This window comes from uncultured Flavonifractor sp. (assembly GCF_944385615.1).
Classification (GTDB): domain Bacteria; phylum Bacillota; class Clostridia; order Oscillospirales; family Oscillospiraceae; genus Flavonifractor.
Window position 1 is genome coordinate 1 of sequence record NZ_CALWXV010000060.1, and the last position, 11,577, is coordinate 11,577.

Consider the following 11,577-nt stretch of genomic DNA (forward strand, 5'->3'; position numbering starts at 1 on the left):
TTGTACTTCTTTGGCCTCTATACGCCAGAAACCCGGCTTATGCTTGATGCATAAACCGGGTTTCTCGACAGGCTGAGCCGGGACTGCACTTATGCAGTCCCGGCCATTGGGAATCTTACAGGGTCAGGCCCCGGTGGAGAATCACGGCCATCTCCGCCCGGGTGAGGGTACCGCCGGGGTTGAGCTGGCCTGCGCCGTTACCCTGGATCACACCGGCCTTCACCATGGCGGACACGGCGGGCAGGGCGGACTGGGAGACGGCGGATTTGTCGGGGAACCGGTCCAGCACCGACTGGTCGGCCGAGGGAACGGTCCGGTCAGCCGCCTTGAGGGCCCGGTACAGGAAGACCATGGAGTCCTCCCGGGTCACCGGATCGGTGGGGCGGAAGTACCCATTGCTGTCGGCGATGATGATGCCCTTGGCCTTGGCGGCAGCCAGGGCCGTGGCATAGTAGCTGTCGGCAGGCACGTCGGGGAAGCTGGTGGTCTGGGTAGAGGTAAACCCGAAGGCCCGGCACAGCATGAGCACATAGTCTCCCCGGGTCATCTTTCCGGCAGGGCTGAAGGTAGCGCCGGTGCCCGCACCGGTGGTGATGCCATAGTCCGCCAAAAATTCCACCGAGGGGATGGCCCAGCTGTAGTTGGTCATATCATTGAAGCGGCTGGAGGTCACGGTATCCACCTGTACCTTTACAACGCCGGTGTAGATGATACCGGCGGCGTCGGTGCCCACATAGGGGAAAGTCACCGTACCGGTGTAGCCCGCCTCGGGCAGGAAGGATACCTCATTGAGCTGCGTGCTTCCGCTCAGGCCGTACTCAATGGCGCTATTCACCTTGCTCTGGTACATAGCGGGACCTCTGAAGCCGTAGTAGAGCTGGCCGCCGGGCATATCAGGCGTGAGGAACCGGACCGACACCAGATTCTGGCCGCCCCGGGCGGCACAGGCATTGACAAAGTCCACGGCGCTGAAGTGAGCCGCTGTACCATAGCTGATATAGACGATCTCGGTGGGCTCCTTCAAGGCTATAAACTGGATCTCCACATTCCCCCGGATCAAGCCGCCCGCCATGGTCCGGCCGGTAAAGGGGATGGTGACGGTGCTGCCGGTGGTGGTGCCGGGCACAAAGGTAATCAGGTCCAGGCTGGGGGTGGCGGTGCGGTAGTAGGGTTCGCTGCCCACCACGCTCTGGCCGGTCTGGTCATACCGGGCGTAGAGGTAGCCCCCCACTCCCGAGGTATAGTTAAAGGTCACATACTCCAGGTCGGAGCCGGTCTCCTCCTTACAGGCGGCATTGAAGTCCTCCGCCTGGAAGTCCAGAGCGCCGCCCGCGCCGGTCTGGAGGGACACGGTGATGGTGTCATAGGAGGCGGTATATCCCACCCGAATAACCAGCTGGCCGGAGAGGGTCTTGCCCTTGACCGTAGTACCCGCGAAGGGAACGGTGACCACGCCCTGATAGTTTACGGCGGGCACAAAGGTGATGCGGTTGAGCTCGCTGTAGCCGTACATGGCGTTGTTGGTCACTGCGGTACCGGTCCAGCCGTTGAAATCGTAGTAAAAGACTCCTTTTTCAGCGGTGGGCAGACCGGTAAACCACACCAGATTCAGGCTGTCCCCCATCACTCTTTGGGCGTACGCCTCAAAGTCCCGCCAATTCAGCATCACGGTGCTGTTGTACGCCGTGTCGTAGGTCACATCGCCGGTGATCTGCGTGCTGCTGCCCACAGTGACCATCAGGTTGACGGCGATGCGCTCACCGCTGTCCCCCCAGCCGGTAACGGGAATGGTGACGGTGCCCTGATAACCGGCAGCAGGCACAAAGCTCAGGGTGTCAATCTGGGCGGCGGTATAGTCTTTGTTCTCCTCCACCGTCTTCTGGTACCAGGTGCCGTAATTTTCATACAGAACACCGGTGCTGGCGGCGGGCAGCTTGGTAAAGCGGATGTAATTCACCGTATGGCCCTGGCTGGTCTTGTCGTATACATACTTGTCAAAGTCAGCCTTGCTCAGCCGCAGCGCCTGGTTGGCGGCGGTGGTATAGTTCATGGTCCCGCTGACCGTGTTCTGATTGACGCCGTACACCTGAATTTGCAGGGTACCGTTATAATAGACGCCGTTGTCGGCCTGTCCCTCAAAGGGGATGGTCAGGGTGCCGTCAAAGTCCCTGTTGGGGGTAAAGGTCAGAGAATAGAGGCTGCTGTAGGAGATGGCGTTCCTCACCCCAATGCTGTACTGACGGCCATTGCTGTCGGTATAGGTCAGCATCCCCTGGCGGGTGTCGGGCAGGGCGGTAAACCAAATGGTATTCATCCCGTAGCCCGTCATGCTCTTGCAGTAGCTGTACAGATCGTCATCCTGGATCTCCAGGACCTTGTCGGAGTCCACCCGATAGCTGAGGGTGGTCCCGGCGGCCAGCGCCCCAGGCACCAGTCCTGTCAGCAGAGCCAGTACCAGCCCCACCGACAGCAGCCGTGCCAGTGTCTGTCCCATTTTTTTCATGTTGCATTCGCTCCTTCCGATCACATGCTGGGGGTCTTGTCCTGTTTCCTCTATTATGGCGCACAGCGGCCCAATTGTCCAGTCAAACCGTCTCCCACCGGCCAACTGTTTTTGTCGAGTGAGAAAAACGCCCCGCCCGCCGGAACTCCGGCAGGCGGGGCGCAGGGGGGAAAGGAGAGCATCAGGCGGGCAGGGCTACGGCCAGGGCAGGCTGCCCCAGCCCCAGGCAGCGGCGAGGCAGCTCGGACACGGCGGCGCAGGCGGCCTTCCAGGCCTCCTCTCCGGACAGGTCCATCCGGGCTTGCAGCTCCCGGGCCACCTGTCCGGCCTGACCGGCCAGCTCCCGGGCCAGGGTGCGGCCCAGCGGGGTCAGGTGGATCTTGCCGTAGCGCTCTTTGTCCACCATGCGTTTTTCAATGAGGATGGACATCATGCTGGTCACCGATGCCCGGGAGACGGTCAGCACCCTGGCAATGTCCTTGGAGGACACCTCCAGCCGGACCTGGGACAGCTCATAAATGGCCAGCAGATAGCGGATGTTGGTATTGGTCAGTTCCATAACAGCTCCCTCCTCAGCCGGTGGTGGATGTCTCGTGTGTACCGTGGCACGCGCCGCCGCAGCCGCAGGTGCTGCAAGAACCTCCGCAGGAGCAGCTATGCCTGCCCTGGCGGCGGTTTTGTGCGCCCCGGTAGGTGATGGCGATACAAACCGCCAGAATGGCGAAACTGATGAGAATGGTGGATAACATCGTAACTGCTCCTTTCACGGGATCTTATTTGACGGCGGCCACCGCCCGCAGCTCCAGGGCGGCATCGTCGTACTTGTTCTTACGCACCAGCAGGTAGATAAGGCCCGCCAGGCAGACCAGCGCGGCCACGGTGCCCACGCCGAAGGGTACCAGACCCATGATGAGCCCGCCGAGCTGGTAGACCATGAGGGAAATCACATAGGCAAAGCCGCACATATAGCCGATGGCGGCCAGGGTCCACTTGGGACTGTTCATCTCCCGCTTGATGGCGCCCATGGCGGCAAAGCAGGGGGCGCACAGCAGATTGAAGATCATAAAGGAATAGGCGGAGATAGCGGTGAAGGCGGCGGCTATTTCCACACTCAGATTGCCCGGATAAAGCACGCCGAAGGTGGACACTACATTTTCCTTGGCGATGAGGCCGGTAAAGGTACCCACCGTGGCCTGCCAGGTACCAAAGCCCAGGGGAATAAAGAGGAAGGACACGGCATGGCCCACAGCGGCCAGCAGGGAGTGGTTGTTGTCCTCCACCATCTGGAACACGCCGTCCACAAAGCCGAAGCCCTGGAGGAACCACAGGATAACAGAGGAAAGGAAGATGACGGTACCGGCCCGCTTGATGAAGGACCAGCCCCGCTCCCACATGGCCCGCAGCACATTGCCGGCGGCGGGGGCGTGGTAGGCGGGCAGCTCCATGACGAAGGGAGCGGGGTCCCCGGCAAAGCCCCGGGTTTTCTTCAGGAGGATGCCGGAGATCACCACCGCCGCCACACCGATGAAGTAGGCGGAGGTGGCCACCCAGGCGGAGCCGCCGAACAGAGCCCCGGCAAACAGGGCGATGATGGGCATTTTGGCCCCGCAGGGGATAAAGCCGGTGGTCATGATGGTCATGCGCCGGTCCCGCTCCTGTTCAATGGTGCGGGAGGCCATGATGCCGGGCACGCCGCAGCCGGTGGCCACCAGCATGGGGATAAAGCTCTTGCCGGACAGGCCGAAGCGGCGGAAGATCCGGTCCATGATGAAGGCGATGCGGGCCATATAGCCGCAGTCCTCCAGCAGGGCCAGCAGCAGGAAGAGCACCAGCATCTGGGGCACGAAGCCCAGCACCGCGCCCACGCCGCCGATGATGCCGTCCAGAATCAGGGACTGGAGCACCGGGTGGGCTCCCACAGCGGTCAGGGCATTCTCAGCCAGCACGGGGATACCGGGCACCCAGGTGCCGTAGTCGTTGGGGTCGGGCTCTGCCACGGTGAGGGCCTGCTGATAGGCCTCCTGGGTCACGGGAACCACCGTGGTCTCGCCGGTCTCGTCGTCGTAGAAGTAGACCTCGCTCTCGCCGGCCTCATAGCCCGCGATCATGGCGGAGGCCTCTTCCCAGGCGGCGGAGTCCTCCTCCCAGGCCTCGGTGTCGGCGGTGAAGGGGACAAACCAGCCGTCGCCGAACAGGCCGTCGTTGGCCCAATCGGTGGCTCGGGCGCCAATGGCGAAGGAACTGCCGCCCATGGCGATGGAGTAGACCAGGATCATCACAGCCACAAAAATGGGCAGGGCCAGAATCCGGTTGGTGACCACCCGGTCGATCTTGTCGGAGGTACTCATGGCGTGAACAGACCGCTTCTTTTTGACCGCCTTGTCCACCACCGAACTGATGTAGGCATAGCGCTGGTTGGTGATGATGCTCTCGGCGTCGTCGTCCAGCTCCCGCTCGCAGTCGGCAATGTGGGCCTCCAGGTGCTCCTTCAGCTCGCCGCTCAAATGGAGGGCGGCCAGCACCTTCTCGTCCCGCTCAAAGACCTTGATGGCATACCAGCGCAGGTACCGCTCCTCCACCAGAGGGGTAATGGACTCCTCGATATGGGCGATGGCGTGCTCCACGCTGCCGGTAAACACATGGGGCAGCTCCCCGGCCCGCTTCTCTTGGGCCAGGGCCACGGCGGCCTCCGCCGCCTCCCTGCCGCCCTCGCCTTTCAGGGCGCTCATCTCCACCACTTGGCAGCCCAGGGCCTGCCCCAGCTTCTTGAGGTCGATCTGGTCCCCGTTTTTGCGCACCAGGTCGATCATGTTCACCGCCACCACCACCGGGATGCCCAGCTCAATGAGCTGGGTGGTGAGGTACAGGTTGCGCTCGATGTTGGTGCCGTCCACGATGTTCAGAATGGCGTCCGGCTTTTCGTTGACCAGGTAGTTCCGGGCCACCACTTCTTCCAGGGTATAGGGGGACAGGGAATAGATGCCGGGCAGGTCCTGGATGACCACGTCCTTGTTGCCCTTGAGCTTGCCCTCCTTCTTTTCCACCGTCACGCCGGGCCAGTTGCCCACGTATTGGCTGGAGCCGGTCAGGGCGTTGAACAGCGTCGTTTTGCCGCAGTTCGGATTGCCCGCCAGCGCGATCTTCCACTCCATCTTCTTACTCCCTTCTTAATTAGCTATCGCTAACCATTGTGCTGAAAAAGAGCCGTCCTCCGACGGCAGGTTGGGCCGCTGACCCTAGTTACAGGATCTCGATCATCTCGGCGTCGGCCTTGCGCACGCTGAGCTCATAGCCCCGCACGTTCAGCTCCATGGGGTCTCCCAGAGGAGCCACCTTGCGTACCCGAATGGCCACCCCCTTGGTGATACCCATGTCCATGATCCGGCGCTTCACCGCGCCCTCGCCGTGGAGGCGGGTCACTGTGACGGTATCCCCCACCTTGGCGTCCTTCAATGTTCTCATTGTTCTGCTCCTCTCAGACCATGATTCGTCCGGCCATGCTCCGGTCCAGGGCGATACGGCTGTTCTTCACCTGTACGATCAGGTTTCCGCCCATCTCGCTTACCACGGTGACCGCGGCGTCCATCACAAAACCCAGCTCGGCCAGGTGCTGGCGGATCTCATCCTTACCCGTGATCTTGCGGATGGTCACCGGCTCCCCCTGTTTTGCCAGTGTCAGCGGCATCATGTGCTCCTCCCTCCCAACGGCGGGCATCCCGCCTGTGGTCGCTTGGTTAGCTCTTGCTAACCTCTTGTGCGTATGAGTTTACCGCAACTAACCGCCAATGTCAATCCTTTTTTGAAAAATTTTCTTTGCTCTTCTGCCCGTCCCTTGACCCATACATTTGTTTCATTTACAATAGGGCCATCTCATATGAGGAGGTGCCACCCTGTGAAACAGGTCAAAATCACGGTCTTACGTAAGCAGCTTTACCCCGACCTTGTTCGCCGCTATCTCACGGAACCACCAGAGGAATGTACCTGTGATTTTTTCAACGAGGGGGATGTTTTTCTGTACACCGGCGGAGCAGAAATGCCCCTAGGCTTTTGTCCCTGGGCCTGGATTGATATCTATCGCTCCGTCTCCGCCTTATCCTGCGGAGCCACCTTTACCCCTTGGCAAAAGGAAGATGGAACCTCGGTGGTGTGCTGCACCGACGGCATCCGTCCGGTCAGCTTTTTGCTGGAGGCAATAGACCCGTCCTGACAAAAAACGGGCGGCCGCAAGGGCCGCCCGTTGGGCGCTATGGCAGGATTACGACAGAGAGTGATGGAGGGCCACGGTCCAGCCCTTCTCCCCCTCCGGCGGGTTGCCCTTGAAATCCCGGTCAAACCAGGCGGGCACCGGGGCTTCCTCCTGGATGGCCTGGAAAAAGGCGTCGATCTGCCGGGCGGTCTCATCCACCGCCCCCTCCAGCAGCCAGTCCAGCTTGGCGCTGCTCTCCAGAGAGGCCGGGTGGGGGGTCTCCCCCAGAGCCACGTCCTTGGCGGACTGGATGGGCAGCATCCGGCTCACCGCGCCGATAACCTTCCCCCGTCGGGTGCCGCAGGAGCGGGCAAAAAAGTCCAGGTAAAAGTTCATGGCCCGGTAGGCCCGGCGGACCTGCCGGGGAGAGGCGTGGACATAGGCATAGGCGGCGGCATCCCAGACCTGGCTGCCCTTTTGGGGCGGGGCGGGCAGGTGGGCCTGGCTGGCGGCGTCCAGTCCGTCGCTCTTCATCAGCATCCGGTCAAATTCCCCCTCCATGGCCATGTGGGAGATGGGGCCCTCGGCGGAGCGCTCGTCCACATAGCCGTGGCAGGCGCTGTCCAGGGCCAGATGGCACAAAAAGCCCGCCCCGTAGCCCACCGACATGGGGACCTTGTCCTCGATGGCCTGACGCAGCCGCTCCACCGCGGGCAGGGCGGAATTGCGGTGCATCCGCACCCCCTCCCGCCGGACGGCGTTGGGGCGGATGGGTTGGTAGAAAAACAGCGGGTCGGGTCCCAGACAGCCCAGATCGAAGGCCTCCCGCTCCTGGTCAATGGTCTGTGCCAGCGGTTTGGGCAGACCGCCCAGGACCTTATCTCCAAATTTCAGATGCGCGTAGTAGTTTGGCATAGTGACCTGTAATCCCTCCTGTCGCAGTCCATAACATTCCATCATATATGACTATTATATCACCCTGCGTCAAGGGGAGAAATCGAAAATGCGTGCTGGAGTTTTTCACATTTCCACAGACTTTTCCACCGCATTTTTTCATCCAGATCCGGTTATATTCGAATTTTTTGTACAAAGTTCCCCTGTTTTCCTCTTTTGTTTCAAAATCAGAATGATTATTTTTGTCAGTTCCAATCCTTGACAGCACAAAGGCGCGCCGCAGTCAAGCGGCGCGCCTTTGTGTATCGGTAAAGGGTTCCAAAATTCACGCCCGCAGGCGTGAATCCATTTCAAAATCCGTTTTCCCCGGCGACATGCGCGGCGGGGAGAACACCGCTCAGCCCGCAAGCGTACACGCGCTGCGTGTGCGACGCAGCGGGCTGTATCTCTCTCAAAAAAGTGGCTGCGCCACTTTTTTGACGGCTTTAGCCGCCCAGGTATGCCTTCTTCACGGCCTCGTCCGCCAGCAGCTCCTTACCGGGACCGGTGAGGGTGATCCGTCCGGTCTCCAGCACATAGCCCCGGTCGGCCACGCTCAAAGCCATCTGGGCGTTCTGCTCCACCAGCAGGATGGTGGTGCCCTCCTTGTGCAGGGCCTTGATGATGTCGAAGATCTGCTCCACCAGAATGGGGGCCAGACCCATGGAGGGCTCGTCCAGCATGAGCAGCTTGGGGTTGGACATCAGGGCCCGGCCCATGGCCAGCATCTGCTGCTCGCCGCCGGACAAGGTACCCGCCACCTGCCGCCGCCGCTCCTTCAACCGGGGGAACTGGGCATACACCCGCTCCATGTTGGGGGCAATGGTGGAATTGGGCTGGGTAAAAGCTCCCATCTCCAGGTTCTCCTCCACCGTCATCTGCTGGAACACCCGGCGGCCCTCGGGCACCTGAGCCAGACCGTGGGCCACCAGATTGGAGGCGGGAACAGCCTGAATGGGCTTGCCCATAAACTCGATGGAGCCGGTACGGGTGTGGAGCAGACCGGACACGGTCTGAAGGGTGGTGGTCTTGCCCGCGCCGTTGGCGCCGATCAGGGTCACCACCTCCCCCTCCTCCACATGGAAGGAGATGTCTTTCACAGCGTGGATGGCGCCGTAATACACGTTGATGTTCTTGACGTCCAGCAATACCGCCATGGCTTATACCTCCTTCTGGTCGCCCAGATAGGCCTTGATGACCTCCGGGTTGTTCTGGATCTCCGAGGGGGTGCCCTTGGCGATGATCTGGCCGAAGTTGAGCACACAGATACCCTCACAGATGCCCATGACCAGATTCATGTCATGCTCGATCAGAAGGATGGCAATGTGGAAGGTATCCCGGATCTTGACGATGTTGTCCATCAGCTCGGCGGTCTCGGAGGGGTTCATGCCCGCCGCCGGCTCGTCCAGCAGCAGCAGAGAGGGATTGGTGGCCAGGGCACGGACGATCTCCAGACGGCGCTGAGCGCCGTAGGGCAGGGAGCCCGCCTTGGCGTTGGCCAGATCCTGCATATCGAAGATGCTCAGCAGCTCCAGGGCGCTCTCATGGGCCAGCTTCTCCTTCTTCCAGTAGCTGGGCAGGCGGAGGATGCCGCTCCACATAGGATAGCGCACGTGGTTGTGCAGGCCGATCTTGACGTTGTCCTCCACACTCAGGTTGTCGAACAGGCGGATATTCTGGAAGGTACGGGCAATACCCGCCTTGTTTACCTGGACGGTGTTCATGTTGTGGGTGTCGATGCCGTCCAGCAGCACGGTGCCCCGGGTGGGCTGGTACACCTTGGTCAGCAGGTTGAACACAGTGGTCTTGCCCGCGCCGTTGGGGCCGATAAGACCGGCGATCTCGGTACGGCCAATGGCCATGTTGAACTCGTTTACGGCGGTCAGACCGCCGAAGTCGATGCCCAGATGCTGGGCCTCCAGAATGGGGCTCTGCTTGATGTCCCGCTCGGGGATAATGTTGGGACTGGGCACCGGGACCAGCTTGGTCTCGGGACGCTTGGGCTTACTCATGGCTGACGCCTCCCTTCTCCGGCTGCTTTTTGCGGAACGTATCCGCCAGTCTGGTAAAGAAGCTGCGCATCACCGGGTTATTGGTGGCGATCATCACCAGAATGAGCACGATGGCGTACACCAGCATCCGGTACTGGTCCAAATCAAAGGTACGCAGCAGCTCGGGCAGGTAGGTGAGGAAGGCGGCGGCAATGATGGAGCCCCGGATGTTGCCGATGCCGCCCAGCACCACGAACACCAGCACCAGAATGGAGGTGTTGAAGTCAAACTTCTTGGGGGCGATGGAGGAATAGTTCATGGCGTAGAGCACACCGGCCGCGCCCGCCATCACGGCGGAGATGACGAAGGCCATCAGCTTGTACTTGGTGGCGCCGATGCCCACGCTCTCGGCGGCGATGCGGTTGTCCCGCAGGGCCATGATGGCCCGGCCGGAGCGGCTGTTCACCAGGTTGAGTACCACGGTGAGGGCAATGAGCACCAGCACAAAGCCCGCCACAAAGGTGGCCAGCTTGACGTTGGCGGTAAAGCCCTGGGGACCCTTCAAAATGGCCTTGCCGCCCTCGCCCAGGTTGAGGGCCATCTCATTTTCCAAAGAGAAGTGAAGGCCCTTCTCGTCCACACCCACATAGAGCACATTGATGATGTTCTTGATGATCTCACCAAAGGCCAGGGTGACAATGGCCAGATAGTCGCCCCGCAGGCGGAGCACCGGCACGCCCACAATAAAGCCAGCCACACCGGCCAGCAGAGCGCCCACGATCATGGCCACCACCAGGCGCAGTCCGTCGTTGGGGATGGCGTCCTGAAGGGACAGGGCGGTCACCACGCCGGAGAAAGCGCCCACGCTCATAAATCCGGCGTGGCCCAGGCTCAGCTCGCCGGAGATGCCCACCACCAGGTTCAGGGACAGGGCCATGACGATATAGGCGCAGATGGGCACCAGCTGGCCCTCCAGAGAAGAGCTCAGCATGTCGCCGTTGCTCAGCACCTGGAAAATAACAAAGAACGCGATGACGATGCCGTAGGTGATGGAGTTGTCGATGAGCCGTTTCCGGCCCGGAGTCAGTTTCTTCATATCCCTCACCTCACACTTTCTCGCGGACCGTCTTGCCCAGCAGCCCGGCGGGCTTCACCAGCAGCACCACAATGAGCACGGCAAAGACCACCGCGTCGGAGATGTTGGTGTTGACCACCTTGGCAAAGGTCTCGATGATGCCCAGCAGGATGCCGCCCAGCATAGCGCCGGGGATGGAGCCGATGCCGCCGAACACGGCGGCGGTAAAGGCCTTGATGCCGGGCAGGGAGCCGGTAGTGGGCATGAGGGTCTGGTAGTTGGAGCACAGCAGCACGCCGGCGATGGCCGCCAGGGCGGAGCCGATGGCAAAGGTCATGGAGATGGTGCGGTTGACGTTGATTCCCATGAGCTGGGCCGCCGCCTTGTCCTCGGAGCAGGCCCGCATGGCCTTGCCCATCTTGGTTTTGCTGGTAAACCAGGTGAGGGCCAGCATGATAACGATACAGGCCAGCACGGTGATCAGGGACGCATAGGTGATGGTGACCCCCTCAATGGGCAGGGACCCGCTGGGCACCACGGGGGTAAACACCTTGGTGTCGGCGCCCCACAGCAGCAGGGCGGCGTTTTGCAGGAAATAGCTGACGCCGATGGCGGTGATGAGCACGGCCAGGGAGGAAGCCTGCCGCAGGGGCCGGTAGGCCAGCCCTTCAATGACCACGCCCAGAACGGTACAGACCACCACGGACAGCAGCACGCCCACCACCGGGGGCAGGTTGAAGCTGCCGGTGGCGAAGAAGGTCACATAGGCGCCCACCATGATGACGTCGCCGTGGGCAAAGTTCAGCATCTTGGCGATGCCGTATACCATGGTGTAGCCCAGGGCGATGATGGCGTAGACGCTGCCCAGGCTGATTCCGGTGATGAGATT

At 61.3% G+C, this 11,577-nt stretch carries 12 protein-coding genes; 1 reads left to right on the forward strand and 11 read right to left on the reverse strand.

Going from position 1 to position 11,577, the window contains the following annotated elements:
- Window positions 1-115: 115 nt before the first annotated feature.
- The 6 genes from Q0J75_RS11780 to Q0J75_RS11805 form a co-directional block, all read right to left on the reverse strand.
- Window positions 116-2,503 (reverse strand): S-layer homology domain-containing protein, encoded by a 2,388-nt coding sequence (locus tag Q0J75_RS11780; RefSeq protein ID WP_297201513.1) that lies wholly within the window; start codon window positions 2,501-2,503, stop codon window positions 116-118.
- Window positions 2,504-2,684: 181 nt separating this feature from the next.
- Window positions 2,685-3,062 carry a metal-dependent transcriptional regulator gene (locus Q0J75_RS11785; RefSeq protein ID WP_297201515.1) on the reverse strand — a complete coding sequence of 126 codons (378 nt, stop codon included), beginning with the start codon at window positions 3,060-3,062 and terminating at the stop codon, window positions 2,685-2,687.
- A gap of 13 nt (window positions 3,063-3,075) precedes the next feature.
- Window positions 3,076-3,252, reverse strand: a complete 177-nt coding sequence (locus Q0J75_RS11790; protein ID WP_297201518.1) for a FeoB-associated Cys-rich membrane protein — start codon at window positions 3,250-3,252, stop codon at window positions 3,076-3,078.
- 24 nt (window positions 3,253-3,276) lie between these two features.
- Window positions 3,277-5,655, reverse strand: coding sequence for a ferrous iron transporter B (locus Q0J75_RS11795; RefSeq protein WP_297201522.1), 2,379 nt, complete (start codon window positions 5,653-5,655; stop codon window positions 3,277-3,279).
- A gap of 88 nt (window positions 5,656-5,743) precedes the next feature.
- On the reverse strand, window positions 5,744-5,965 hold the full coding sequence (locus tag Q0J75_RS11800) for a FeoA family protein (protein ID WP_297201525.1): 222 nt from the start codon (window positions 5,963-5,965) through the stop codon (window positions 5,744-5,746).
- Window positions 5,966-5,978: 13 nt separating this feature from the next.
- The gene (locus Q0J75_RS11805; RefSeq protein ID WP_297201528.1) at window positions 5,979-6,191 is read right to left on the reverse strand and encodes a FeoA family protein; all 213 of its coding nucleotides are present in this window, start codon (window positions 6,189-6,191) and stop codon (window positions 5,979-5,981) included.
- A 204-nt stretch (window positions 6,192-6,395) separates the two neighbouring features.
- On the opposite strand from Q0J75_RS11805, the gene Q0J75_RS11810 reads away from it, so the two are divergent.
- Window positions 6,396-6,710: a TIGR04076 family protein gene (locus tag Q0J75_RS11810; RefSeq protein WP_297201531.1), complete on the forward strand. Its 315-nt coding sequence runs from the start codon at window positions 6,396-6,398 to the stop codon at window positions 6,708-6,710.
- Window positions 6,711-6,758: 48 nt separating this feature from the next.
- Here Q0J75_RS11810 and Q0J75_RS11815 read toward each other — a convergent pair whose 3' ends face one another.
- From Q0J75_RS11815 to Q0J75_RS11835, 5 genes are all read right to left on the reverse strand, one after another.
- Window positions 6,759-7,604 carry a zinc dependent phospholipase C family protein gene (locus Q0J75_RS11815; RefSeq protein ID WP_297201533.1) on the reverse strand — a complete coding sequence of 282 codons (846 nt, stop codon included), beginning with the start codon at window positions 7,602-7,604 and terminating at the stop codon, window positions 6,759-6,761.
- Between the two features lie 464 nt (window positions 7,605-8,068).
- Window positions 8,069-8,770, reverse strand: a complete 702-nt coding sequence (locus tag Q0J75_RS11820) for an ABC transporter ATP-binding protein (protein ID WP_363315743.1) — start codon at window positions 8,768-8,770, stop codon at window positions 8,069-8,071.
- Window positions 8,771-8,782: 12 nt separating this feature from the next.
- Entirely contained in the window at window positions 8,783-9,634 is an 852-nt protein-coding gene (locus Q0J75_RS11825; RefSeq protein ID WP_297201538.1) for an ABC transporter ATP-binding protein, read from the reverse strand.
- Entirely contained in the window at window positions 9,627-10,709 is a 1,083-nt protein-coding gene (locus Q0J75_RS11830; RefSeq protein WP_297201541.1) for a branched-chain amino acid ABC transporter permease, read from the reverse strand. Before Q0J75_RS11830 ends, Q0J75_RS11825 begins: the two co-directional genes overlap by 8 nt.
- A 10-nt stretch (window positions 10,710-10,719) precedes the next feature.
- Window positions 10,720-11,577 (reverse strand): branched-chain amino acid ABC transporter permease (locus Q0J75_RS11835; RefSeq protein ID WP_297201544.1); only part of this gene is annotated, 858 nt, incomplete at its 5' end.